Source organism: Roseicyclus marinus (genome assembly GCF_030163795.1).
GTDB lineage: Bacteria > Pseudomonadota > Alphaproteobacteria > Rhodobacterales > Rhodobacteraceae > Roseicyclus > Roseicyclus marinus.
This window is the reverse complement of record NZ_JASJOF010000009.1, coordinates 1-24,462: the sequence shown is the minus strand read 5'-3', so window position 1 is coordinate 24,462 and position 24,462 is coordinate 1. Positions and strand designations below refer to the sequence as shown.

Genomic DNA, 24,462 nt, shown 5'->3' with positions numbered 1-24,462 from the left:
GTCGCGCGCATGATCCCGCGCCCCGCCAATCCTGCCGATCTGCCCGCCATCGCGGCGTTGCATGTCGCCAATTGGCGACGGGATTACGCGGGCCTTTTGCCCGATGCGGTGCTGGCTGCGCCGCTTGACGAGGCGATGGCGCGCAAATGGCAGGCCCGCGCGCTGGAGGGGCCGTTGCGGGTGCATGTCGCGGGCGAGGGGGCGGCGATTTCGGGTTTCGTCGCCTTTGATCTTGTTGATGCCGATGGTGTCCATGTCGATGCGCTGCATGTCGCGCAAGGCGCGCGGGGCTGCGGCCTTGGCGCGGCGCTGATGCGGGGTGTTGCGGATCTTGCGCGGGGCAGGTCCGTCTGGCTCGAGGTTTTGGCGGGCAATTCTGCGGCCCGCGCGGTCTATGCCGGGTGGGGCGGGGTCGAAGGACCGGTTTTCGTCGACAGCATTTTGGGGGTGAGCCTGCCCGCGCACCGGGTGGAATGGCCCGATGGCGCGGCGCTGGCCGCCCGGTTGGAGGCGCGGGCAGCGCGATGAGCGATCAGGGGCGGGCGATCCTTTTCGTCCTTGTCGCCGTGTTGTGCGGCACGGTGAACGACGTGGGCATCAAGCTGTTGTCGGGGGATTATCCGCTGCATCAGACGGTGTTCTTCCGCTCGGTCGTGGCGTTGTCGGTCAGCCTGATCTTTCTGTGGCGCGAGGGCGGTCTTGTCTTGCTGCGAACCGACCGGCCCGGGCTTCATGCGCTGCGCGCGGGGCTGGTCATGCTGTCGAACATGCTGTTTTTCGCGGGGCTTGCCGTGATGCCCTTGGCGGCGGCGACGGCGCTTTTCTTTGTCGCGCCCCTGTTCATCACGCTGATCGCGATCCCGGTGCTGGGCGAGCCGGTGGGGCGATACAGGCTGACGGCGATCGGGATCGGGCTTGCCGGCGTGGCGGTGATGATGGCGCCGGGGGTGGATTGGGGCGAGATCGGGCGGGTGAGCCTGCTTTTGCCCTTGGCGGCGGCGGCCTGTTATTCGGGGATGCAGGTTTTGACGCGGAAATTGGGCGCACGCTCGGCGGCCTCGGCCATGGCGGTCTACATTCAGGGCTGTTTCCTGCTTGTGTCGCTGTCGTTCTTCGTCGTCGCGGGGGATGGGCGGTTTGCCCAAGGCGCGACGCATCCGTCCGTGATCTTCTTGCTGCGAGCCTGGGTCTGGCCCGCGCCGGAGGATCTGCCCGTCTTCGCGATGATCGGGGTGATGTCGGCGATGATCGGCTATTTCATGAGCCTTGCCTATCGGTTGGGCCGGGCTTCGGTCGTGGCCTCCTACGAATATGCGGCGCTGCCCTTGGCGATTTTCTGGGGTTGGACGGTGTTTGGCGAAGTGCCGCGGCCCGCCGTCTGGGTCGGGATCGCATTGATCGCGGGGGCGGGGCTTTACGTTTTTCAGCGGGAACGGGCGCAGGGTCGAACGCTGGCCTCGGTCCGGCCGGTGCGGCGCGATTGAGAAAACGCCAGCGCGGTGTGAAAGGGCGCTTGACGGGCCGGACGCAGGGCAATAAACGAGCCCCCACGCGGTTGTAGCTCAGTTGGTTAGAGTACCGGCCTGTCACGCCGGGGGTCGCGGGTTCGAGCCCCGTCAACCGCGCCACTAGACTAAGTGTGCCAAAGACTTAAGGGCCCCGTTCACAGCGGGGCCCTTAGTGTTTTGGCATGGTTGTGTCGTGTCTGTGGCAGAGCGGTAGCACGATCCCCCCCCACGCCCTTGATCGAATCCCGAGACTGCCCCGTTTGGGGGTCTATCGATCCCTGGCCAACGGTCAATCAAGCCGGTGGTCGCGGGTGGACAGCGTTATGTCGCCCACCCAGCGGCTTGGGCACGCGCGAAATAAAGGGCGGGTATTCGAGCATTATCCGACCGAGGCCATCCTTGCGAAAACCCGGTATTCTCCATTCGAGCGCTATTGAATCATTCTTTGTCGTTGGGCCATTCGTTTCTTGCTTAACCGCATCCTTTGGCGCATCGTTGGTACCCCGGCAGTCCATCAGAGAGATGCCGTGGAAGGAGGGCAAAAGATGAAACGAACAACGATTTCCTTGTTTTTGACGTCAGTGGTTCCTCTTTTTTTCGCGTCCAGTGCAAGCGCTCAAGATGTTGATCCCGCCATTCAGGATTTGGCGGAGATTTTGGCCGGTGAGGGATTTACGGATTTCACTCTGGAAGATCCTTTGTTCGGGTCCCCCACTTTGGTTGCCGAACAAGACGGCGTGGTGCTGGAACTTGAGCTTGATCCAGAAACGTTCGAGGTCGTCGATGCCGTCGTGGCTGTCGACGAAGATGGCGACGGCGAAGTCTCTGTCGAGGAACGCCGCAACGCTATCGCGGCCGATGAGTTGCCCGAACAAGCCTCGGAAAGGGCGCGTGAGGCCATATCGGTCGCAAGAGAACGGCAGCTGGAAAACAGCTTGCGGCGGGATGCGGAAGCCAGAGAGCGCATAGCTGGCGCTGGCGGAAGTAACCGTGGAAATGGCCAAACCGGCGTGGGTGCCAGCGCATCAGCAGCCAGCAACGGGAACGCCGGCGACAACGGGAACGGCGGTGGCAATGGCAATGCTGGCGGCAACGGAAACGGCGGTGGGAATGGCAATGCCGGCGGCAACGGGAATGGCGGCGGCAATGGCAATGCCGGCGGCAATGGTCGGGATTGATCTCTCTATTTGTGGGAGAGGGGGGCAACCCCCTCTCAGCGCCTCATGGAATATGGTATTCCCTGCCCTGGTTTTGCGTCAGAATTCGACGACAAAAGGGGTGCCGTTGCGCTTGATTGAGGCATTCTACGGCCGATCCAGTAAATAGCTTTACGAACGCCCCGAGAGATTCCTGTGACTTGGCCCTGTCATTGAATGCGCGAAAAGCATTTCCGTTCGATGCAAGGGTCAATCAACAAGAAGCCGGGCAAATCCATCGATGATAAAGCAAAATACCCTGTCAGGTGTGGGTCTGGATTGGTGCGTTCGTCCGTTCCGCAGGGGGGCGCGGGTTCGATCCCCGTCAACCGCGCCACTTTTCCCCAAGATATGATGAGACGGCCTTGGCGGGCTCTGGGTCGTGGTGCGCCGTGATCGGTGCAGCCTATTGTAGGGTGTGTCCAGTGGTGCGCCTGAAGGTACACCCTACGGCGCGTACGCCGTATAATGCGCCCTGAGCGGCCACCACACCGAAGCCTGGGGCCGGTGGCGGGTGGATCAACCCCGGTGAATCCAGCCGCCGCCCAGAACCCTGCTGCCTTCGGATGCGTAGAAAACGCAGGCTTGGCCGGGGCTTACGCCATCCTCGGGTGTCATCAGCGTGATCTCGGCCGTGGTGTCGGTGATCGGGCGGATCATGGCCGGGCGCGGCGGGCGGGTGGAGCGGATCTTGACCTCCACCTCCCATTCGGTCCGCGACGTGAGGGGGGCATCGCCCAGCCAGTTGATCTCGCGCACGGGCACTGTCCGCGTCGAGAGCAGGTCCTTGGGGCCGACGATCACGCGCCGTGTGTCGGGGTCGAGTTTCACGACATAGAGCGGATCGGCCAGCCCGCCGATGCCAAGGCCGCGGCGCTGGCCGATGGTGTAATGGATGACACCGCGATGTTCGCCGAGGACATTGCCATCGATGTCCACGATCTCGCCCGGATCGGCGGCGCCGGGGCGCAGTTTCTCGATCACGGCGGCATAATCGCCGTTGGGCACGAAGCAGATGTCCTGGCTGTCGGGTTTGTCGGCGACGGGAAGGCCGTATTTGGCCGCCAAGGCCCGCGTTTCGGCCTTGGACGCCAGATGGCCCAGCGGAAAGCGCAGGAAATCGAGCTGTTCTTGCGTGGTCGAGAACAGGAAATAGGATTGGTCGCGCGCGGCATCGGCGGCGCAATGCAGTTCTGCCCCCTGTGGACCCATCTTGCGCTGGATGTAATGGCCGGTCGCCATGCAATCGGCATCGAGATCGCGGGCGGTGTTCAGGAGATCCTTGAATTTCACCCGCTCGTTGCAGCGGATGCAGGGCACAGGCGTGGCGCCGGCAAGGTAGCTGTCGGCGAATTCGTCGATCACCGCCTCGCGGAAAGTGTTTTCGTAATCGAGCACGTAATGGGGAAAGCCCATGGTTTCGGCCACGCGGCGCGCATCATGGATGTCGCGGCCCGCGCAGCATGCGCCCTTTTTCGCCAGCGCCGCGCCATGGTCGTAAAGCTGGAGCGTGACGCCCACCACGTCATAGCCTTCCTCGGCCAATTGGGCGGCCACGACCGAACTGTCGACGCCGCCGGACATGGCCACGACCACCCGCGTCTCGGAGGGGGCTTTGGGCAAGCCGAGCGAATTGAGGGGGACGGGCCGGTCGAGGGCCATGGGACGCATCCTTGGGTCGGGGTCGGGGAGTTTGTGGGAATATAGGAAAATCGGACCCATTCACAAGCGTCGCGGTTACTTCGAATTAAGGGGATGGGTCCATCACTCGGCCTGTGACGCAGGCAGGAGGATTGGCCGCCGATGTTTATCCGACGTATCGCAGGGCCCCCGGGCGTGACGCTGGCCGATGGCCGCAGGCTGACGCGGGGTGATCTGCCTCCGCCGGAGACCCGGCGGTGGGTCGCCAGCCGCAAGGCCGCCGTGGTGCAGGCGGTCGATTCGGGCCTGATCCCGGCGGAGGAGGCGATGAGGATGTGGGACCTGTCGGCCGAAGAGCTGGAGGGGTGGCGACAGGCTGTTGCGCGCCACGGACCTGCAGCGCTCAAGACCACGGCCCTGCAGCGCTACCGGTAACCAAGGTGCAGAACGGTGCGATTTCGATAGCTGAACCTGTCCAAAAGGGTAACTTGAAATTAACCAATCGAGTCGAGGCTGAGCGCGACCTTGTGAGATTCCCCAGTGAGATTCGGAGTGACATGATGCGTGTTCTGCTAGTCGAAGACGACCCCACCACGTCCCGCAGCATCGAGATGATGCTGCGCCACGCCAATCTCAACGTCTATGCCACCGACCTTGGCGAGGAGGGCATAGATCTGGCCAAGCTCTATGATTACGACATCATCCTGCTTGATTTGAACCTGCCCGATATTCACGGCCATGACGTTTTGCGCCAGTTGCGCAGCGCGCGGGTGAACACGCCGATCCTGATCCTGTCGGGGCTGGACGACCCCGATACCAAGCTCAAGGGCTTTGGGTTCGGTGCGGACGATTACCTGACCAAGCCGTTTCACCGCGAGGAATTGGTGGCGCGCATCCATGCGATCATCCGCCGGTCCAAGGGGCATGCGCAATCGGTGATCCGCACCGGGCAGATCGCGGTCAATCTGGATGCCAAGACGGTGGAGGCGAACGGGCAGGCGGTGCATCTGACCGGCAAGGAATACCAGATGCTGGAACTTCTGAGCCTGCGCAAAGGCACGACCCTGACCAAGGAGATGTTCCTCAACCACCTTTATGGCGGGATGGATGAGCCGGAACTGAAGATCATCGACGTCTTCATCTGCAAGCTGCGCAAGAAGCTGTCGGTGGCGACGGGGGGCGAGACTTACATCGAAACCGTCTGGGGGCGCGGCTACGTGCTGCGCGACCCGGTGGCGGCGCAGGGCGCGCTGGGGATCGCGATGAACGCCTGAGGCGGCTGGAAATTCGGGCGCGGGCCTCCTAAACCCAATCCTGTGGGATCGGGCATCATCGGGGGCGTCGGCATGGCCGGGAACAGCGAGCAGGCGGGCAAGGGCACGACGGCCCAGACCGGGGATGCGGCGCGCGCGGATCTGGACCAAGCGGGCGGAAACGACGCGCCGCGCGGATCGCAGCCAAGCGAGACGGATGCGCAGATCGGCGGGCCAAGCCCGAACGCGGCGGGTGCGCAGATCGGCGGGCCGGGCCCGAACGCGGCGGATATGCAGACCGGCGGGCCGGACGCTGCCGCGGATCTGGATGCCCTGACCGAGGACGCAGCGCGCGCGAGACTGGCGGATTTGGCAGCCGTGCTCGATGCCGCGAACCGGGCCTATTACCAAGACGATGCGCCCGATCTGTCGGATGCGGAATACGACGCGCTCAAGCGCGAGAATGCCGCGATCGAGGCGCGGTTCCCCGCGCTCAAGCGCCCCGACAGCCCCAGCGAGCAGGTGGGCGCGGCCCCGGCCGAGGGGTTCGGCAAGATCGTCCATGCGCAGCGGATGATGTCGCTGGCCAATGCGTTTGACGATGCGGATGTGGCCGATTTCGTCGCGGGCATCAGGCGCTACCTGAACCTGCCCGAAGAGGCGGCGCTGGCGTTTTGCGCCGAACCCAAGATCGACGGCCTGTCGCTGTCGCTGCGCTACGAGGGCGGGCAGCTGGTCAGTGCGGCCACGCGGGGCGATGGCGAGACGGGCGAGAACGTCACCTCCAATGCCCGCACCATTGCCGATATTCCCCAGACCCTGACCGGCGCGCCCGAGGTGCTGGAAGTGCGCGGCGAGGTCTACATGAGCCACGCCGATTTCGCAGCCCTGAACGCACGGCAGGCGGCGGTGGGGGGCAAGACCTTTGCCAATCCGCGCAATGCGGCGGCGGGGTCGTTGCGGCAGCTTGACGCCGAGATCACGCGCGCCCGCCCCTTGCGGTTCTTTGCCTATTCCTGGGGCGAGCTGTCGCAACCCCTGGCCGAGACGCAGATGGGGGCCATCGCGCGCCTTGCAGAATTGGGGTTCCAGACCAATCCCTTGACCGAGCGGTGTGACAGCGTGGCGGCGATGCTTGCGCATTACGCCGGGATCGAGGCGGGGCGCGCAGGCCTTGGCTATGACATCGACGGGGTGGTCTACAAGGTGGACGACCTTGGGTTGCAGGCGCGGCTGGGCCTGCGGTCGACCACGCCGCGCTGGGCCATCGCGCATAAATTTCCCGCCGAACTGGCGTGGACCCGGCTTGAGGCGATCGACATCCAGGTCGGGCGCACCGGCGCGCTCAGCCCCGTGGCGCGACTTGTTCCGGTGACGGTGGGCGGCGTCGTCGTTTCGAACGCGACCTTGCATAACGAGGATTACATCGCCGGCCGCGACGCGCGGGGGCAGGTGATCCGCGAGGGCAAGGATATCCGGCCGGGTGATTGGGTGCAGGTCTATCGCGCGGGCGATGTCATCCCCAAGATTGCCGATGTCGACCTGTCGCGCAGGCCCGAGGGGAGTGAGCCTTATGTTTTTCCGACGCGCTGCCCGGAATGCGGCTCCGAGGCGTTGCGCGAGGAAGGGGATGCGGTGCGCCGTTGCACCGGCGGGCTGATCTGTCCGGCGCAGGCCGTGGAACGGTTGCGCCATTTCGTGAGCCGCGCGGCCTTTGACATAGAGGGGCTGGGCGCAAAGCAGGTCGAGGCCTTTCACGCCGACGCGTGGGTCAAGGAGCCTGCCGATATCTTCGAATTGCGCGCGCGCTATGGGTCGGGTTTGCAGCAGGTGAAGAACCGCGAGGGCTGGGGCGAGAAATCCGCCAACAACCTGTTCGATGCGATCGACGAACGACGGCGGATCGGGCTGGGCCGGGTGATCTTTGCCCTTGGCATCCGGCATGTGGGCGAGGTGGCGGCAAATGACCTTGCACGGCATTTCGGGACTTGGGCTGCCTTTGTCGAAACGGTGGACCGGGCCGCGCAGGAGCCGGCCGCTGCCGCGCCCGATGCCAAGGCGCGCAAGCCGCTTTTGGCCGAAAGCCCGGCCTGGTCCGAAATCACGGCCATCGACGGGATCGGGGAGGCGGTGGCGGTGGCTTTGACCCATACGCTGAGCCAAGAGGCGGAGCGCGCCTCGGTCGACCGGCTGATCGCGCATCTGGAGATCTTGCCGCCGCCCGCGCGCAAGACGGAAGGCAGCCCGGTCGCGGGCAAGACCGTGGTTTTCACCGGGACGCTGGAAAAGATGACGCGGGCGGAGGCCAAGGCGCGGGCCGAGGCGCTGGGCGCCAAGGTCGCGGGCAGCGTGTCGGCCAAGACCGACCTGTTGGTGGCGGGGCCGGGTGCGGGGTCCAAGGCCACCAAGGCCGCAGAACTGGGTATCGAGACCATCGACGAGGATGGTTGGCTGGCGCTGATCGCAGGCGCGGGCGATGGCTGAGGCGCCGACCCACCCGCGGGGGCGGCCCGAGGAGCTGTGGCCGCTGTTCGCGGAGCTTGAGGCGCTGGATGGTGTCGGGCCCAAAACGGCCAAGCATTACAAAGGTCTGGGGGTCGAGACGCCGAAGGATCTGCTGCTGACGCTGCCCGTGGGCGGGGTGGACCGGGCGCGGGTCGCCTCGGTCCGGGACGTGGCGCTGCCGGGGATGGCGACGGTTGCGGTCACGGTGGGCCTGCACCGCCCGCCGACGGGGCGCGGGCGACCCTACCGGATCGAGGTGGAGGATGCGCAGACCACGTTCCAGCTTGTGTTCTTCCATGCCAAGGGCGATTACCTGTCGCGCATCCTGCCCACGGGCAGCCGCAGGATCGTGTCGGGCAAGGTGGAATTGTTCGACGGGATCGCGCAGATGCCCCATCCCGATCATATCCTGACGCTGGACGAGGCGGGCGACATCCCGGCCTTCGAGCCGGTCTATCCGCTGACCGCGGGGGTGACGCAAAAGGGGATGCGGCGCGCAATCGCCTCGGCCTTGGAGCGGGCGCCGATCCTTGGCGAATGGATCGACGGGCCGCTTTACCGGGAAAAGGGCTGGCCCGCTTGGCACGAGGCGATGGCCATAGCCCATGCGCCGCGGGGGCCGGAGGATCTGTCGCGGAGCCATCCGGCGCGTGAACGCCTCGCCTTCGACGAATTGTTCGCGCATCAGCTGACGCTTGCATTGGCCCGCGCCTCGGTCCGGAGGGGCAAGGGGCGGGTGACGCAAGGGGACGGCCATTTGCGGCGCAAGGTGCAGGACAGTCTGCCGTTTCGGCCCACGGGTGCGCAGATGCGCGCGATCGAGGAGATCGCGGCGGATATGGCCCAGCCCGCGCGGATGAACCGGCTTTTGCAGGGCGATGTGGGGGCGGGCAAGACATTGGTTGCCCTGATGGCGCTGCTTCTTGCGGTCGAAGGTGGCGGGCAGGGCGTGATGATGGCGCCGACCACGATCCTTGCCGGGCAGCATTACGCCAATCTCAAGCCACTGGCCGAGGCGGCGGGCGTGGTGATCGAGATGCTGTCGGGTCAGGACAAGGGGGCGGAGCGGCGCGCGAAGCTGGCGGCGTTGAAGCGGGGCGACATTCATATCCTTGTCGGCACCCATGCGGTGTTCCAGTCGGACGTGGAATTCGCCGATCTGCGGCTGGCCATCGTGGACGAACAGCACCGGTTCGGGGTGCGCCAGCGTGTTTTGCTGGGGGAGAAGGGGCAGGGTGCGGACCTGCTGGTGATGACGGCGACGCCGATCCCCCGCACGCTGAGCCTTGCGCAATATGGCGATATGGATGTGAGCTTGCTGGACGAAAAACCGCCCGGGCGCACGCCGGTCGCAACCGCGCTGGTGTCGGCGGGCCGGATGGACGAGGTGATCGACCATCTGCGCCGCGCCGTGGCCGAAGGGCGGCAGGCCTATTGGGTCTGCCCGCTGGTCGAGGAAAGCGAAAATTTCGACGCCACGGCGGCCGAGGAACGGTTTCGCCTGTTGCGGGCGGCCTTGGGCGAGGGGGTCGTTGGGCTGGTCCATGGCCAGATGCCGCCCGATGCCAAGACGGCGGCGATGGCAGCCTTCAAGGAAGGGAGAACGCGGGTTCTGGTCGCCACCACGGTGATCGAGGTAGGGGTGGATGTGCCCAATGCCTCGATCATGGTGATCGAACAGGCCGAGATCTTTGGCCTTGCGCAATTGCACCAGTTGCGGGGGCGCGTGGGGCGGGGGGCTGCGGCCTCGACCTGCCTGCTCATGTATCGCCCGCCCCTGGGGGAGACCGCCAAACGCCGCCTGATGGTTCTGCGCGACACCGAGGATGGGTTTCGCATCGCCGAGGAGGATCTGGCGATCCGGGGTGCGGGCGACATGATCGGGACCGCGCAATCGGGCCTGCCCCGGTTCCGCATCGCGGATCTCGAGGCGCAGGCGGGGTTGATGGCGCTGGCGCAATCGGCGGCGCGGGCGCTTTTGGTGCGCGATCCGCAGCTGATCGGGCCGCAGGGGCAATCGGCGCGCGTGCTTCTGTATTTGCTGGAACAGGACAAGGCGATCCGGCTGATTTCCGCGGGCTGACCCGTTTTGTTCGCTTATGTTCTCAAAAAGTTCTGGACTTGGGGGTCGGGGTATGAGAACAAAGCAACAACACGCAGATCAAGGGAGACCCGCCATGAACCGCATCGCCGAGATCCTGACCCGCTCCGGAGATACCCTGATCGGGGATGCGCTGGGGGTTCTTGCGCTGACGCTTTTCACTTACGGGCTGCTTCATCTGCCCGGTCTCGTCTGAGACATCCGTTTCTGCCTGCGGTCCGGCAGGGCCATGGGCGCGGCGACTGTCCCCGCCGTTTGCCCGACCATCTTTGACCCCGATTGCCTCTAGGGGCTGGTCCTGTCCAAAGACACGCTGACTGCCGCCGCGCCCCTGAAAGGGTGCGGCGGTTTTTTTTATTGAGGGTGTGGTCGTGACGAAAAAGGGGCGGATGGCCCCGATGCACGGCGCTCAGGCGCAGGCGCTGGCTTGTTCGGCCTCGGCCATGGCTTCGGCGGTGGCTTCGAGCGAGAGGAGGATCGAGGCGTGGCGGTTGCGATACTCACGGGCGGGTTCCAACACCTCGTAGCCGTGGAAAGGTGCGCCGGGCGGGCTGGCGCCGTCCTTGAGCATGGCGCGCAGCGCGTCGCGAGCTTCCTCGACCTCGGCACGGGTGCGGCCAAGGATATCGGCGCCCATCAGGCTGGCAGCGGCTTGCCCGAGCGCGCAGGCCTTCACATCTTGCCCGAAGCGGGTGATGCGCCCGTCCGCCATGTCGAGATCGACCGTCACCGTGGAGCCGCACAGCGGCGCGCGCTTGCGCACGCTTGCCTGCGGGGCGTCGAGCCGACCGGCATGGGGAATGTCGGCGGCGAGCGCGAGGATGCGCTGGGAATAGAGCTTGATCAGGTCGGTGTCGCCGGACATGGGTGTCGCCTTTCGTGCCTTGCGCATATAGGTAGCCCCGACATTCCCGTTTGCAAAGACCGATGCCATGACTGACCAGCCCGAATTTGACCCCGCAAGCCTGACATATGATGCCAATGGCCTGATCCCGTGCATCGCGCAGGAGGCGGCGACGGGCGAGGTGCTGATGCTCGCGTGGATGAACGCGGCGGCCGTGGCGCGCACGCTGGAGACGAGGCGCGTCACCTATTGGAGCCGGTCGCGGGGTGCCTTCTGGGTCAAGGGCGAAAGCTCGGGCCATGTGCAGGACTTGGTCGCGTTGCGGATCGATTGCGACCGCGATTGCCTGCTGGCGCTGGTGCGCCAGACAGGACCTGCGTGCCACACCAACCGGCGCAGCTGTTTCTACACGGCGGTCCAAGATGGGGCCGAGGTGGAGTTGATGCGGCCCGAATAGGGGCTTTGCCTGTGGGCTTTGGAAAAAGGGGGCTCTGCCCGTTGGCTTCAAGAAGGGGGCTCTGCCCGTTGGCTTCAAGAAAGGGGCTCTGCCCCCGTCGCCTGTGGCGACTCCCCCGGGATATTTTTGAAACAGAGAAGGGTCAGATGCCGATCCTGCGGCGGATATCCTCCTGCGTGGCGCCTTCCGCGCGGTAGAGGCGGATCGCGCGGGCATCGTCGCGTTTGGCAAGCCGTTTGCCCGCGTCGTCCCGGATCAGGCGGTGGTGGTGGTAGATGGGCGTGGACAGGGCGAGGAGGCGCTGAAGGAGGACGTGAATGCGCGTCGCCTCGAACAGGTCCGCGCCGCGGGTCACATGGGTGATGTGCTGTGCGGCGTCGTCCAGCACGACCGAGAGATGGTAGGAGGTGCCGAAATCGCGCCGGGCGAGCACGATGTCGCCGATGCCGCCCAGGTAGGTTTCGGGCGCGGTCGTGATCGTGCCGGCGTGATCGGGGCCGGTTTCGGTGAAATGGGGCGCGGGCGGGCCGATGGCGGCAAGCGCGGCTGCGATGTCGAGGCGCAGATGGGCGTCGCGTGGCCGGGGGCCTGTCCGGGGTTTGGTGCGGCAGGTGCCGGGATAGACCGGACCATCGGGGCCGATGGCGGGCGCGGCCCCTTCTTGCGGGGCGGTGAGCGCTTCGGCGATGTCGCGTCTTGTGCAGCTGCAGGGGTAGAGAAGACCGCGCGCCCAGAGCGCGTCAAGCGCCGCATCGTAGCTGTCGCGCCGGTCGGATTGGCGGATCGGGGCTTCATCCCATGTCAGGCCGAGCCAGGTGAGATCCTCGGGGATCAGGGCCTCCCATTCGGGTTTGGAGCGGTCGCGGTCGATATCCTCGATCCGGAGGAGGAATAGGCCACCCGCAGCCCGCGCCATGTCATGGGCGAGGATCGCGGAATAGGCATGGCCGAGATGCAGGGGGCCGGTGGGGGATGGGGCAAAGCGGGTTCGGAACGTCATGTCGGAACAATCACTTCCGCCCCGACCTTATGCAGCGGAGGAGGAAGGCGGCGCTTCAGCCTCGCGTCCCAGCCACGCTGTCCATGCCGCCTTGGCGCGGTCGGTATAGGCCTTGTAGCGGTCCTTGCGGCCACGCCGCCCGGATTTCAGCCCGTCGACCGGGGGGAAGAGGCCGAAATTCACGTTCATCGGCTGGAAGGTCTTGGCCTCCGCCCCGCCGGTGATGTGATGGACCAGCGCGCCCATGGCCGTTTCCTGCGGCACGGGGGGCAGCGCTTCGCCCTTGAGCTCGGCAGCCGCCAGACGGCCCGCAAGCAGGCCCATGGCGGCGGATTCGACATAGCCCTCCACCCCGGTGATCTGGCCTGCGAAGCGGATATTGGGCCGCGAGCGCAGGCGCATCTGGTCGTCGAGCAGGGTCGGCGAATTGATGAAGGTGTTGCGGTGGATGCCGCCCAGCCGCGCGAAACTGGCATCCTGTAACCCGGGAATCATCTTGAAAACAGTGGTTTGCGCGCCGTACTTCATCTTGGTCTGGAAGCCCACGATATTGTAGAGCGTGCCGAGCGCATTGTCGCGGCGCAGCTGCACCACCGCCCAAGGCTTGACCGTGGGGTTGTGCGGATTGGTCAGGCCCACGGGTTTCATCGGCCCGTGCCGCAACGTTTCGCGGCCGCGTTCCGCCATGACCTCGATCGGCAGGCAGCCGTCGAAATAACCGGCCGTCTCGCCCTCATGGAACTCGGTCTTGTCGGCGGCAAGAAGCGCGTCGATGAAGGCCTCGTATTCGTCCCTCGTCATCGGGCAGTTGATGTAGGCGCGCTGTTCCTCGCGCGTTTCGCCCTTGTCGTAGCGGGATTGTTCCCAAGCGATCGTCATGTCGATCGTATCGGCATAGACGATGGGGGCGATGGCGTCGAAGAAGGCCAGCGCATCTTGTCCCGTCTCGGCGGCGATGGCATTGGCGAGCGCGCCGGAGGTGAGCGGCCCTGTCGCGATGATCGTGGGGCCGTCGGGCAGGGCGGTGATTTCCTCGCCCACGACCGTGATGTTGGGATGCGCGCGGAGTTTCGCGGTCACGGCTTCGGCGAAGGGATCGCGGTCTACGGCGAGCGCACCACCTGCGGGCAGGCGATGGGCATAGGCCGTGTCCATGATGATCGATCCTGCCGTCCGCATTTCCCAGTGCAGAAGGCCCACGGCATTCTGTTCGTGGTCATCGGAGCGGAAGGAATTGGAACAGACCATTTCCGCAAGCGACCCGGTGCGATGGGCGAAGGTGCCGACCGCGGGGCGCATTTCGTGGAGAATGACGGAGATGCCGGCATTGGCGGCCTGCCAGGCGGCTTCGGACCCGGCCATGCCGCCGCCGATGATATGGAGCGTGTGTGACATGGCCGAGATCTAGGCGTTTTGGCCGGACAAGGAAAGGGGCGGCTGGGCCGCCCCGATCCGGGACCCGACCTTCGACGTCAGGCTTTGTCGAGCGCGTAGCGGCCCGGGCCGTGGATGGCGAACATCAGGACGCCGCCCGCAATGGCGAGGTTCTTGAGGAACATGGCCATCTGCATCTGATCGGCCGGGGCGAAATGGTAGAGCAGGCCCGCGGCGATCGAGAAGGCCGCGACGAGGATCGCAACGATCCGGGTCTGGTAGCCCACGATCAGAAGGACGCCCACGACGATTTCGAAGATGACGGCGGGCCAAGCCAAAACTGCGGGAAGGCCGCCCGAAGCGAGATAGCCCGAAAAGCCCTGCACATCGCCGAGCTTGCCAAGCCCTGCAAGCAGGAAAAGCACGCCGATCAGAACGCGGCCGACGAGCGGGCCGAAGGTGGTCAACATTTGCATCACTGGTTTCCTATCCCTGAACCATGCGGCGCCACACTGTCGTGCGCCGCGATACCGGGGAGATACCCGAGGTTGAGCCGCACAGAAATGAGAGGTTTTGCATGGACGCTGTGCGCCAATGCAGAGGTGGGCCGATCAGGACACCTGCAGCGCGCGGCCCATGTCAATGACGCGACAGGCGTGTCACAGCCCTATCTGCCTTGGCGCGGTTCAGGGCTGACGCGTTGTCGTGGAAGGGCTGCGACGGGATGCGCGGGGCACCCCGTCGTCGGTCACGCCTCGTCCGCGGGGCTGTCTGGGGCGGGGCCCTCGGCGCTGCCCTCGGTCTCGCTGTCGCCCTGATCGGCGATCCAGGCGACGGAAACGACCACTTCACCCTTGCCGGTGTTGAAGACCTTGACCCCGCCCGCGCTGCGCGAGCGGAAGGAGATGCCATCGACCGGGACGCGGATGGATTGCCCTGTCGAGGTGGCGAGCATGATCTGGTCGCTGAGTTCGACCGGGAAGGAGGCCACCAGCGCACCGCCGCGCATGGCCTTGTCCATCGCCATGACGCCTTGGCCGCCACGCCCGCGCACGGGGTAATCGTGGCTGGACGAGAGTTTGCCCGAACCGCCCGACGTGATGGTCAGGATCAGATCCTCGGCCGCCGACATCTCGGCGTAGCGTTCGGGGGAAAGCTGCCCCTCGGCCACGGTTTCCTCGTCCTCGTCGATCTCGATCTCTTCCTCGGGCGCACCGGCCATCAGGCGGCGCTGCTTGAGATAGGCGGCCCGTTCCTGCGCTTCGGCGTCGAAATGGCGGATCACGGCCATGGAGACCACGCGGTCGCCCGAGGCGAGGCGGATGCCGCGCACACCGGTGCTGTCGCGGCCTTTGAAGACGCGGACATCGGTTGTGGGGAAGCGGATCGCGCGGCCAAGCGCCGTCACCAGCATCACGTCATCGCTCTCGGAACAGATGCGCGCGTTGACGAGGCTGACCGAGCCATCCTCGGGCAGTTTCATCGCGATCTTGCCGTTGCGCATGACATTGGTGAAATCCGACAGTGCGTTGCGGCGCACCTCGCCCTCGCTGGTGGCGAAGACGATCTGCAATTCGTCCCAATGCGCCTCGTCCCGGTCGACCGGCATGACGGCGGCGATGCCGGTGCCGATCTCGATGGGCAGGATATTGACGATGGCCTTGCCGCGCGAGGCGCGGGAGCCAAGGGGCAGGCGCCAAGTCTTGAGCTTGTAGACCATGCCGCTGGTCGTGAAGACCAGGAGCGGCGTGTGGGTGTTCGCGACGAAGAGCGAGGTGACGACGTCGTCATCCTTGAGCGCGCCGCCCGCCAGACCCTTGCCGCCCCGTTTCTGGGCGCGGAATTCGGCCAAGGGCGTGCGTTTGATATAGCCGCCCTGCGTGATGGTGACGACCATATCCTCGCGTTCGATCAGATCCTCGTCGTCCATGTCGCCGGACCATTCGGTGATCTCGGTCCGGCGGGGAACGGCGAAAAGGTCTTTGACTTCAGCAAGTTCCGTCGAGATGATTTCGAGGATACGTTCGCGCGAGGCGAGGATGGCGAGGTAATCCTTGATCTTGCCCGCCAGTTCCTCAAGCTCGTCCGTCACTTCCTTGACGCCCAGCTGCGTCAGGCGCTGAAGGCGCAGGTCGAGGATGGCGCGGGCCTGAACTTCGGACAGGTTGTAGGTGCCGTCCTCGTTCGCGGTATGGGTCGGATCGTCGATCAGCTTGATGAAGGGCAGGATTTCCTCGGCGGGCCAGCGCCGGGTCATCAGTTTCTCGCGCGCCTCGCCTGCATCGGCGGAGGCGCGGATGGTACGCACAACTTCGTCCACGTTCGAGACCGCGACGGCCAGACCGCAGAGGACGTGGGCGCGGTCGCGCGCCTTTCGCAGTTCGAAGGCCGTGCGACGGGCCACCACCTCTTCGCGGAAGTCGAGGAAGGCGGTGAGAAAGCCGCGCAGCGTGAGTTGCTCGGGGCGGCCGCCGTTCAAGGCCAGCATGTTGCAGCCGAAGGAGGTCTGCATCTGGGTGAAGCGGAACAGCTGGTTCAGCACCACCTCGGGCGTGGCGTCACGCTTGAGCTCGATCACCACGCGGACGCCGATCCGGTCGCTTTCGTCGGCAACACCCGAGATTCCCTCGAGTTTTTTCTCGCGCACAAGATCCGCGATCCGCTCGATCATGGAGGCCTTGTTCACCTGGTAGGGGATTTCGTCGATGACGATGGCGTAGCGGTCCTTGCGGATTTCCTCGACATGGGTCTTGGCGCGGATGATGACGCTGCCGCGTCCCTCCAGATAGGCTTTGCGAGCCCCGGAGCGGCCGAGGATCAGGCCGCCGGTCGGGAAATCGGGCGCGGGGATATATTCGATGAGCTCTTCCGAAGAGAGGTCCGGATTGACGATCAGAGCCTGACAGGCGTCGATGACTTCGCCGAGGTTGTGGGGCGGGATATTGGTCGCCATACCCACCGCGATGCCGCCCGCGCCATTGACGAGCATGTTGGGGAAGCGGGCGGGAAGAACCGTGGGCTCTTGCTGCTTTCCGTCGTAATTGTCTTGGAAATCAACGGTTTCCTTGTCGATATCGGCAAGGAGATAGGCGGCGGGCTTGTCCATCCGCACTTCGGTGTAGCGCATGGCCGCGGGGTTGTCGCCGTCCATGGAGCCGAAATTGCCCTGACCGTCGAGCAGCGGCAGAGACATGGAAAAGGGCTGCGCCATGCGGACGAGCGCGTCGTAAATCGCCGAGTCGCCGTGGGGATGGTACTGGCCCATCACGTCGCCGACGGGGCGGGCGGATTTGCGGTAGGCTTTTTCGTGAGTGTTTCCAGTCTCATGCATGGCGAAAAGGATACGCCTATGCACGGGCTTCAGCCCGTCGCGCAGATCGGGGATCGCGCGGGAGATGATCACCGACATCGCGTAATCGAGGAACGAGGTCTTCATCTCGGCCGCGATGTCGATCGACGGGCCGTGATGCGGCGCGCGTTCCGGCGCGATTTCTTGATCGTTCTCAGGGGGTTCCGGGGTGTCGCTCACGCTGTCCGCCTGTTCTGCTGCTGATCGCTATATGTTGTTGGGGCGCAGTATAGGCTCCCCGGATATGGGGTGCAATGCCGGAGGGCGGGATGAACTGGCAGCACCGGGAGCGGAGTGCCAACAGATTGTTTTCGTTGATTTTTAACAGGTCTTCGGCATCCTTGAGTCGTGGAAGAGGCAACATCAGAGGTGCCCATGAAACCGACCGAGACCGAGCTGATGCTGAAGGGATACGGGCTGACCACCGCCGAGATGATCTACCGGATGCCCGATTATCGTAATGTTCTCAACACGTTCGTCTGGCAGGACTATGATCTTGCGCCGGATTATCCGCGGCTTTTCGACTTCATCGAGTTCTGGCAGGACAAGATCGAAGGTCCGCTTCATTCGGTGCGGTTCGTCCATCGCAAGCTGATTTCGCCCGGCGAATGGCGCAACGTCACGGGGGAATTCACCTATCACTAGCGGTTAACGCATCCTTGCCGGATCAGGGCGAAGATTAAGGAAACCCTGCCATGGCGCGTGAAAGGTAAAGAACGTGTTGCCGCCGTGACGGGGGTTTAGGCCTTTTTTGACGAAGACCAGACGGACCACGCGGCGGCGATCCAGAGCGCCGCAATGGCGAGGCTGGCCAGCCCGTTCCACGAGGCCATCGACAGGCCGAGGAACGACCATGCGACCTCGGTGCACAGGACGATGCCCGACCCTTGGGTTGGGTCGAGAAGGGCGGTCACATCCATCGCGCCCAGATCCTCGCCGCCGCCGGTGCAGGCGAGGTTGAGGGTCCACCACTCGCGTTCCACCCCGGTGTGCAGGAGCGCGATGCCCGCACCCGTCAGCATGGAGAGTGCGCCGGCCACGGCGACGATCGCGTGGGGCACGGCAAGGCCCACGGCGGCCAGCGCGATGGCCACGGCATGGGGCCAGCGCTGCCACAGGCACATCGCGCAGGGCGCGAGGCCGCCGATATGCTGAAACCCGAAGGCGCCCAGAAGCAGCGCCGCCGAACCGGCGCCGGCGAGGGCCATCAGAAACTTGGTCTGCGTCAGATCTTTCAAAACTCCAGCCTTTCGGAATCCCGGCCCATCAGAGGCCCAGCCAGCCCTTGAGCAGGCTTGCCAGTGTCGCGCCCGCGATCAGCAGCGTTGCGATCCAGGCGGTGCCGAGGATCGTGCCGAGGATGACGAGGATGCCGTCGCGCTGCAACAGGCCCATGGCCACGATCACAACGGCGATACCGGGCACGGTATTGGTGCCCGGCAGCGGCACGAGGATCGAAGCGCTGAAGACCACGAGGGCGACGCCGACGATCTGGTCCAATGGGCGGCGGGTGAGGGCGGCGAGGCGCGGGCGGCTGACCGCCTCGATCCGGCGTAGCCATGGCCCGGCGCGATCGGCCAGTTTCTGCAGGCTGGCGGCCGGGACCTGCCGCGCGCCGAGGCGGCCCGGCAGCCATGGCATCTTGCGCCCCATGAGGATCTGGGCCGAGACGAACACGAGCGGCAGGGCCACGATCTGGGGTATCCCGTAGAGAAAGGGAATGCAGCAGGGCAGCGCCAGAACGAGCAAGAAGAGGCCAAAGGCGCGTTCATGGAGTTGCGCCATGATCCAGTCGAGCGTCACGGCCGTGCCTTGCGCGTCGCGGGCCAAGTCGTCGAGGCGCCGGGAGATGGTGATCGGCTGCTCGTCCGGGTTGGTTTCGGGCAGGGGGGCAGGCATCGGCCCGGCTCCTCGTCGGGGGGGAAGCGGGCGGGCGCTTCGAGTCGGGGGATGGGTAGCAAACCCGCGCTGCGCCCGCCAGCGCACATGGGGGCGCGGTTCGGCGCGCACGGGTGCAATGCAGCAAGGATTCGGGCTGGACGGAGCAAGGCGAGTTCGGTAATCGGACGAACATTGCCCGAGTGGCGGAATGGTAGACGCAGCGGATTCAAAATCCGCCGCCGCAAGGCTTGCCGGTTCGAGTCCGGCCTCGGGTACCAGCGCCAAATCACTGTCATGCAACCCCCGCGCGATTCGCGGGGTGGCGGGGCCATTCGTGGCCTGACCTGTCCTTTCGGGCAGGTTTGCAGCCGGGTTGACCCCTCTGGTCCGGACAAGTCGGGAACAGAGTGTTTCCAGTTTGACCCTGTTCATTGTTCTCGCAGCGGCAACAATGCGTCCCCAGAGATGGATCAAATACTATCCAAAGTTAACGGCATTATCTCTTGGAGAGCCTTGAATAACCAAGGATTTATCGCGAATTCCCTCGGGCAGCGGGCGATTTGCTGACCTAGGGTCAAGATGCGAAGAAAGATGAAATCATGTGGAAACAAGGCGCTGCATGGCACCCTTCGGAGGGAACAGATCAAATTTTGCGCTTTTTGTAGGGCCCGGATTCCGGATACACAGGGTGCAGCCCGACTGGGGGGCGATGTCTGCATAGGCCGGGGGCGGCCGCTCGACCTGCGCGAATAGCGGCGGGGGTATGTGTGTGGTGTGCCGGTCCGTAGACCGCCTCCAAGCACGTCGGTACGGGATGCGTCATGCCCCGCACCGGGCGATTTCGTGTGCGCACGAAACAGCCGAGCCCCGTCCGTTCAAAGCCGTTGAGCGTGCCGCCACAGCGCCACGTCATCGCCCGATTGTCGTGTAAGAAATCAGCTGGTCCGCCTGTCGGACCCGGGGTCCGCGCAAGGGCCCGCGATCGGGAGAGTAACGATGACGAATACCGCGATCATTTCTGGACGTCTCGTGACGGACTCCAACCGCGACTATACCGAGGTCGCGGCGGGCGGCGGGCTCGAAACCGGTTTCGCGGGCATCCAGGTCCAGTTGCTGCGGTCCGACGGTGTGGTCCTTGCCACGACCTCCACGGATGCCTCGGGGCGCTATACCTTCGCCAACCTGCCCCAAGGCTCCTACCTGATCCGCGTGCCGACCGAGATTTCGGGCCAGACCATCGCTCCGATCGACGTTGGCGATCCGCTGCTGGACAGCGATGCGAATGCGAATGGCGTTACAGACCTTGTGACCGTCTCAACCGGCCAACAGCAGCTTCATGTCGACGTGGTCTACGGCAATTACAACGACGGCGCGGTCGATGGTGCGGCGAGTGGAGAGGTCATGCCGGTCGGCTACACCGATGCGCAGGGTGACCGGATCACCGATGGCAACGACACGATCTTTGCCAATGCCGGAAACGACACGATCATTTCGGGTGGCGGCAATGACGTGGTGGACGCAGGCAGCGGCGCCGACCGGGTGGACGCCGGAACCGGAAACGACACGATCCTGGGCAATGCGGGCGACGATTTCCTGCGCGGGAACGCAGGCGACGACGTGATCTCGGGCGACAGTGGAAGCCTCGATTCCGTGCCCAGCGTGGTGACGCTGACCCCGGTGGCGGGTGCGAACCGGACGGTCTTTGTCTGGGATCTGTCGCAAGTGACGGTGGTGAACGCGCCGGGCAACGACAATCCGTTCGAGAACAGCGCCACGGGTGAGGATGACGTGGGCGGGTCGACCCTGCGCTTTGTCGCGGGGGCAACGCCCAAGACCGTGGGTCTGAACGACAACGACAGCCGGTTCGACGATGGCGACACCAGCCAGGTCCTGGCATCGGGAACCACGCTGAACGGTATTTTCGGCGCGGCGGGCGAGCGTTTGACGCCGGAATATTCCTATTCGCTGCAGTCCTCGTCGGGCGACATCATCAACATCTATGTCGTCGAACTGGACGGCAATGACGTGGTCGGTTTCGTTTCGGATGCGCCGATCGACACCAGCGAGACCTATACGTTCATCGCGCGCACGGACACCACGCCCGAGGTGAACTACAGCTCGCTCGCCACCAGCTACACGGATGGCTCGGTGACGACCACCGTGCCCACGGGCGGGCCGGGCAATGATTTCATCGCCGGCGATGCGGGCGACGACACGATTTTCGGCGATGCGGGCAACGACACGATCTTTGGCGACAGCCCCGTCGCCGCCTCGGGCGCGCTGAGCGGGCTGGACGCGGTCGCGATCAATTTCTCCTCGGTGCGGGCGGGCAGCGAAACCGCCGGGCCGAACGCGGCAGTGGCCGGGTCGAGCGTGATCTACGACAATGTCGCCACGCTGGATGACGGCACGCAGGTTTCCGCGCGGCTGGTGCTGGTGTCCAAGACGTCGAGCCATCTGCAGGTCGATCTGGCTCAGGACAACGGCGCCGAGATCCTGTTGAACGGCAACAACAACAACGCGATGCAGGGTCAGTCCGCGACCTTCCGCTTCGAATTCTTCAACACGGTGACCGGCGCGCCGGTGGTCCTGCAACCGGGCATCGTCTTTGGGGATCTCGATTCCAATGGCGGGGCCGAGATCATCACGATCAGTGATCCCAGCCTTCTGGATGTCGGCGTCGCGCCCAACAGCAGCGTGGCCGTGTCGTTCAACAACGGTTCGATGACGGCGAGCGCCTCGGGCACGCAAGACGTGGGCAACCCCGATGATCCCATCTCGCAGGTGGCGACGATCTTCGGGCCGACCAGCTCCGTCACCTTCACGATGACGGCGCGGGCGTTCAATTCCGGCCTGAACTTCGGCACGATCGACGGCGCGAATTTCACCTATGTGAACGGCGAGACGACCGGGGATGATTTCCTGTCGGGCGGCGATGGCGACGACCTGATCCTTGGCAATCGCGGGCTCGACACGCTGATGGGCGATGCGGGCAACGACACGCTGCTGGGTGGCGCGGGCGACGACCAGCTCCACGGTGGCGCGGGCAATGACAGCCTCGTCGGCGGGTCGGAGCAGCTGGTCGATAGCCCCAACCTGGTGACGAACGGATCGTTCGAGGCCGGTATCGCCAACGGCCATTTCAGGTACGTGTCGAATGGATCGCTGGACGGCTGGTTGTCGAACAGCGGCATCATCGAGGTTCAGGCCAACGGGGTGGACGGCAACACGGCGGCGGACGGCACCAACTGGGCCGAGATCGACGCCGATTCTGCCGTGGACAACATCTATCAAGATGTCACCACGCCCGCGGGCAGCACGCTGACGCTCAGTTTCGAGGCCCAGCAGCGCGTGGCCGGCGGCACCGACAGTGTGCAGGTCTGGTTCGGCGGCCAGCTGATCGACACGATCACGCCCGCGACCAACAGCTGGCAGACCTACACCTATACCGTGTCGGGCAGCGGCCTCGACCGGCTCGAATTCCGTGAATTGGCGGCGGAGAACAGTTTCGCCGGCCCCTTGCTCGACAACGTGTCCCTGACCGAGCGGTTCCTCGCAAGCAGCGACGACACGTTGTCGGGCGGCGCGGGCGATGACGTGCTTCTGGGCGAGGGCGGGGATGACGTGCTCGACGGTGGCGCGGATGACGACACGCTGCTGGGTGGCGCGGGCGACGATCTGATCACAGGTGGGTCGGGCAATGACAGCCTCGTCGGCGGGTCGGAGCAATTGACCGATGGCCCCAACCTGGTGACGAACGGATCGTTCGAGGCCGGTATCGCCGACGGCAATTTCACGTATCTGTCGAATGGATCGCTGGACGGCTGGTTGTCGAACAGCGGCATCATCGAGGTTCAGGGCAACGGGTTGGACGGCAACACGGCGGCGGACGGCACCAACTGGGCCGAGATCGACGCCGATTCTGCCGTGGACAACATCTACCAAGATGTCACCACGACCGCGGGCAGCACGCTGACGCTCAGTTTCGAGGCCCAGCAGCGCGTGGACGGAGGCACCGACAGCGTGCAGGTCTGGTTCGGCGGCCAGCTGATCGACACGATCACGCCCGCGACCAACAGCTGGCAGACCTACACCTATACCGTGTCGGGCAGCGGCCTTGACCGGCTCGAATTCCGGGAGATCGCGGGACAGAGTTCGGCCTTTGGCCCCTTGCTCGACAACGTGTCCCTGACCGAGCAGTTCCTCGCAAGCAGCGACGACACGCTGTCGGGCGGCGCGGGCGATGACGTTCTGCTGGGCGAGGGCGGCGACGATGTCCTGTCCGGGGATGCGGGCAATGATACGATTGACGGCGGCGACGGCGATGACGTGATCACCGGCGGTTCGGGCGACCGGATCACGGGCGGCGCGGGCGCTGACAGCATCGTCATCGACGCGGATGCGCTGGACGCACTGGGCGGCACCGGCACCGGGATCGTCGTCGACGGCGGCAGCACGGGTCTCGACAACGACACGCTCGACCTGCGCGATTACGCGGCCTACCGCAACCTGGTGACGACGAACGACCCGGATGGGAATTCCGTTTCGGGCAGCGTCGAGGTGATCGACGACACCGGGGCCGTGCGCCTCGTGACCTTCACCGAGATCGAATCGCTGCTTCTGCCGCCGCCCGAAGTCGTGCCCGATGGGGTCGTGGATGGTCTTGAGGCCGGGGAGGTCATGGGGCCGGGCTATGCCGATGCCGAGGGTGACACGATCGACGGGCCGGATGGTCTGAACGACGTGATCGAAGGCAATGGCGGCGACGATACGATCGACGCGGGCGCGGGCGACGACACGGTCGACGGCGGCACGGGCGATGATGTGATCGCGGGTGGCGCGGGCGACGATGTGCTGGCCGGTGGTCTCGGCGATGACGAGATCGCGGGCGGCGCCGGTGCGGATGATATCCTGGGCGGCGCGGGCTCCGACACGCTTGCGGGCGGTGCGGGGGATGACACGCTCGACGGTGGCGATGGCGATGACGATATCGCGGTCGGCGGCGGCGATGTGGCTGCGGGCGGCGACGGGGACGATGTGTTCACGCTCGATCCGACCGATCCGGCGACGGATGTCGATGTCACGCTGGATGGCGGGCGCGACGGGACGGACGGGTTCCCGGCGGGTCCGGAGAACGGGGATGCGGGCGATGTGCTCGACCTGTCCGACGAGGCGGGCGATCTGTCGGTGATCCTTGGCACCGATCCCGAGAGCGGGACGGTCGACGGTCTGGATGCCGACGGGACGCCGGACATCACCTTCGACGAGATCGAGAAGGTCCTGACGGGGTCCGGCGACGACGTGATCGACGGCGGGGCCTCGACCGGTCCGATCGATGTGGATGCGGGCGCGG

18 protein-coding genes and 2 tRNA genes are annotated in these 24,462 nt (G+C 65.2%); 12 read left to right on the top strand and 8 right to left on the bottom strand.

The window, feature by feature from the left end; all coding sequences use genetic code 11:
* Window positions 1-9 precede the first annotated feature (9 nt).
* From QQK63_RS13850 to QQK63_RS13835, 4 genes are all read left to right on the top strand, one after another.
* Window positions 10-528, top strand: a complete 519-nt coding sequence (locus tag QQK63_RS13850; protein ID WP_277828225.1) for a GNAT family N-acetyltransferase — start codon at window positions 10-12, stop codon at window positions 526-528.
* Window positions 525-1,484, top strand: coding sequence for a DMT family transporter (locus QQK63_RS13845; protein WP_277828223.1), 960 nt, complete (start codon window positions 525-527; stop codon window positions 1,482-1,484). The genes QQK63_RS13850 and QQK63_RS13845 overlap by 4 nt, the downstream gene beginning before the upstream one ends.
* A gap of 67 nt (window positions 1,485-1,551) precedes the next feature.
* Window positions 1,552-1,628 (top strand) — tRNA-Asp (locus QQK63_RS13840).
* A 425-nt stretch (window positions 1,629-2,053) separates the two neighbouring features.
* Window positions 2,054-2,686 (top strand): hypothetical protein, encoded by a 633-nt coding sequence (locus tag QQK63_RS13835; RefSeq protein WP_277828221.1) that lies wholly within the window; start codon window positions 2,054-2,056, stop codon window positions 2,684-2,686.
* A 537-nt stretch (window positions 2,687-3,223) separates the two neighbouring features.
* Here the strand turns inward: QQK63_RS13835 and mnmA are convergent.
* Window positions 3,224-4,366, bottom strand: a complete 1,143-nt coding sequence (gene mnmA / locus QQK63_RS13830; RefSeq protein ID WP_277828219.1) for a tRNA 2-thiouridine(34) synthase MnmA — start codon at window positions 4,364-4,366, stop codon at window positions 3,224-3,226.
* Window positions 4,367-4,507: 141 nt separating this feature from the next.
* Between mnmA and sciP the strand changes: the two genes are divergently transcribed.
* The 4 genes from sciP to recG all read left to right on the top strand — a co-directional run bounded on the left by sciP (window position 4,508) and on the right by recG (window position 10,186).
* Window positions 4,508-4,780 carry a CtrA inhibitor SciP gene (gene sciP, locus QQK63_RS13825; RefSeq protein WP_277828217.1) on the top strand — a complete coding sequence of 91 codons (273 nt, stop codon included), beginning with the start codon at window positions 4,508-4,510 and terminating at the stop codon, window positions 4,778-4,780.
* A gap of 125 nt (window positions 4,781-4,905) precedes the next feature.
* Window positions 4,906-5,619, top strand: a complete 714-nt coding sequence (gene ctrA, locus QQK63_RS13820; protein ID WP_277828215.1) for a response regulator transcription factor CtrA — start codon at window positions 4,906-4,908, stop codon at window positions 5,617-5,619.
* A gap of 270 nt (window positions 5,620-5,889) precedes the next feature.
* Window positions 5,890-8,082, top strand: a complete 2,193-nt coding sequence (gene ligA, locus QQK63_RS13815) for an NAD-dependent DNA ligase LigA (RefSeq protein WP_277829074.1) — start codon at window positions 5,890-5,892, stop codon at window positions 8,080-8,082.
* Window positions 8,075-10,186, top strand: coding sequence for an ATP-dependent DNA helicase RecG (gene recG, locus QQK63_RS13810; protein WP_277828213.1), 2,112 nt, complete (start codon window positions 8,075-8,077; stop codon window positions 10,184-10,186). Before ligA ends, recG begins: the two co-directional genes overlap by 8 nt.
* A 427-nt stretch (window positions 10,187-10,613) precedes the next feature.
* Here the strand turns inward: recG and QQK63_RS13805 are convergent, their stop codons facing one another.
* A complete protein-coding gene (locus QQK63_RS13805; RefSeq protein WP_277828210.1) occupies window positions 10,614-11,069 on the bottom strand; it encodes an iron-sulfur cluster assembly scaffold protein in 456 nt (151 codons plus the stop codon).
* A 67-nt stretch (window positions 11,070-11,136) separates the two neighbouring features.
* On the opposite strand from QQK63_RS13805, the gene hisI reads away from it, so the two are divergent.
* Complete coding sequence (gene hisI, locus QQK63_RS13800; protein WP_277828208.1) at window positions 11,137-11,505, top strand: phosphoribosyl-AMP cyclohydrolase; 369 nt, start codon at window positions 11,137-11,139, stop codon at window positions 11,503-11,505.
* Between the two features lie 142 nt (window positions 11,506-11,647).
* Here the strand turns inward: hisI and gluQRS are convergent, their stop codons facing one another.
* From gluQRS to gyrA, 4 genes are all read right to left on the bottom strand, one after another.
* Window positions 11,648-12,505, bottom strand: coding sequence for a tRNA glutamyl-Q(34) synthetase GluQRS (gene gluQRS, locus QQK63_RS13795; RefSeq protein WP_277828206.1), 858 nt, complete (start codon window positions 12,503-12,505; stop codon window positions 11,648-11,650).
* Between the two features lie 27 nt (window positions 12,506-12,532).
* On the bottom strand, window positions 12,533-13,900 hold the full coding sequence (trmFO, locus tag QQK63_RS13790; RefSeq protein ID WP_277828204.1) for a methylenetetrahydrofolate--tRNA-(uracil(54)-C(5))-methyltransferase (FADH(2)-oxidizing) TrmFO: 1,368 nt from the start codon (window positions 13,898-13,900) through the stop codon (window positions 12,533-12,535).
* 77 nt (window positions 13,901-13,977) lie between these two features.
* Entirely contained in the window at window positions 13,978-14,355 is a 378-nt protein-coding gene (locus QQK63_RS13785; protein WP_277828202.1) for a DoxX family protein, read from the bottom strand.
* A gap of 272 nt (window positions 14,356-14,627) precedes the next feature.
* Window positions 14,628-17,408 (bottom strand): DNA gyrase subunit A, encoded by a 2,781-nt coding sequence (gyrA, locus tag QQK63_RS13780; RefSeq protein ID WP_277828200.1) that lies wholly within the window; start codon window positions 17,406-17,408, stop codon window positions 14,628-14,630.
* A 195-nt stretch (window positions 17,409-17,603) separates the two neighbouring features.
* Here gyrA and QQK63_RS13775 point away from each other — a divergent pair, with 195 nt between their 5' ends.
* Window positions 17,604-17,873: an usg protein gene (locus tag QQK63_RS13775; protein WP_277828198.1), complete on the top strand. Its 270-nt coding sequence runs from the start codon at window positions 17,604-17,606 to the stop codon at window positions 17,871-17,873.
* A 95-nt stretch (window positions 17,874-17,968) separates the two neighbouring features.
* Here QQK63_RS13775 and QQK63_RS13770 read toward each other — a convergent pair whose 3' ends face one another.
* Together QQK63_RS13770 and QQK63_RS13765 are read right to left on the bottom strand one after the other, a co-directional pair.
* Window positions 17,969-18,436, bottom strand: a complete 468-nt coding sequence (locus QQK63_RS13770; RefSeq protein WP_277829073.1) for a disulfide bond formation protein B — start codon at window positions 18,434-18,436, stop codon at window positions 17,969-17,971.
* Window positions 18,437-18,494: 58 nt separating this feature from the next.
* Window positions 18,495-19,127: an exopolysaccharide biosynthesis protein gene (locus QQK63_RS13765; protein ID WP_277828196.1), complete on the bottom strand. Its 633-nt coding sequence runs from the start codon at window positions 19,125-19,127 to the stop codon at window positions 18,495-18,497.
* A 176-nt stretch (window positions 19,128-19,303) separates the two neighbouring features.
* Here QQK63_RS13765 and QQK63_RS13760 point away from each other — a divergent pair.
* Window positions 19,304-19,387: transfer RNA gene (locus QQK63_RS13760), tRNA-Leu, on the top strand.
* A 718-nt stretch (window positions 19,388-20,105) separates the two neighbouring features.
* Window positions 20,106-24,462 (top strand): beta strand repeat-containing protein (locus QQK63_RS13755; RefSeq protein WP_284283228.1); only part of this gene is annotated, 4,357 nt, incomplete at its 3' end.